We start from the raw sequence: 890 nt of genomic DNA, 5'->3' as shown, positions 1-890 counted from the left end.
AAACCGCTCACCTGCAGGCTCTCGCCCGTGAGCAAGCCCAGGCTGTTGTAGGCGAAGCCCTGGGTGGCGACACCGGAGACCGCGGTATGCACACGGCCCATCGAGTCGTAGGTGTAGGTGGTGCTCTGCGTGCCGCTGGGCGGCACGAGCGTCAGCACGCGGTTCATCGGGTCGTAGGTGCGTGCGGTCTGCGCGGCCGTGGCCACCGAACTCTGGCTGCAGGCGGTGCCGCTGATGCTCTGGCCTTCCGCCGTCCAGGCCAGGTTGTTGGCCCCGTCGTAGGCCATCACCGTGCTGCCGGTTTCCGGCTCGACGGTGCGGCACAGGCGGTGGTAGCTGTCGTAATACAGCGACTTGGTAAAGCTGAGCGTGCCGGTGCCGTAAGCGCCCGATTGGGTGATGGACAGCGGATTGCCGTAGACGTCGCGGCTGATCGCCTGGGTGATGCCGGTCGGCGCCTGCACCTGCAGCGGGGTCTTGTAATCCGGTTCGTCGAACACCTGGTAGGTGGTGGTCGTGACGTTGCTCTTCGGATCGGTCACTTGTTCCTGTGCACCGGACAGGTAAGCGATCGTGGTGGTGGGCGGCGTGCTCAGCTCGGAGTCTTGCTGGGTTTGCGTCAGGCGGCCCAGCGCGTCGTAGGTGCTGTGGGTGCCGGTGGTGATGGCCGAAAGCGCCGGGCTGCCGGCGGCCGGATAGGTCGCCAGCGTGGTCAGGCCGCGCCAGTCGTAGCCCGTGGCCGTACTGATATCCGTGCTGCCGTTGGAGATGTCATCGAGCACCGGACGCAGGTCTGCGTCGAAGTACGTGGTGTCGGTCGAACTCCCTTGGGTGGTGGTGCGTCGCCAATGGCCGGCGGCAACGCCGCGCTCCGCGCTGGTCACGTAGGC

At 66.7% G+C, this 890-nt stretch carries 1 pseudogene; it reads right to left on the bottom strand.

The window, feature by feature from the left end:
• Window positions 1-890: pseudogene (locus IHE46_RS16815) on the bottom strand (RHS repeat protein); the annotation flags it as partial.

The organism is Rhodanobacter sp. DHG33, assembly GCF_014843005.1.
Taxonomy (GTDB): Bacteria; Pseudomonadota; Gammaproteobacteria; order Xanthomonadales; family Rhodanobacteraceae; genus Rhodanobacter_A.
The sequence above is the reverse complement of the archived record's forward strand: the minus strand, read 5'-3'. Positions and strand labels throughout refer to the sequence as shown.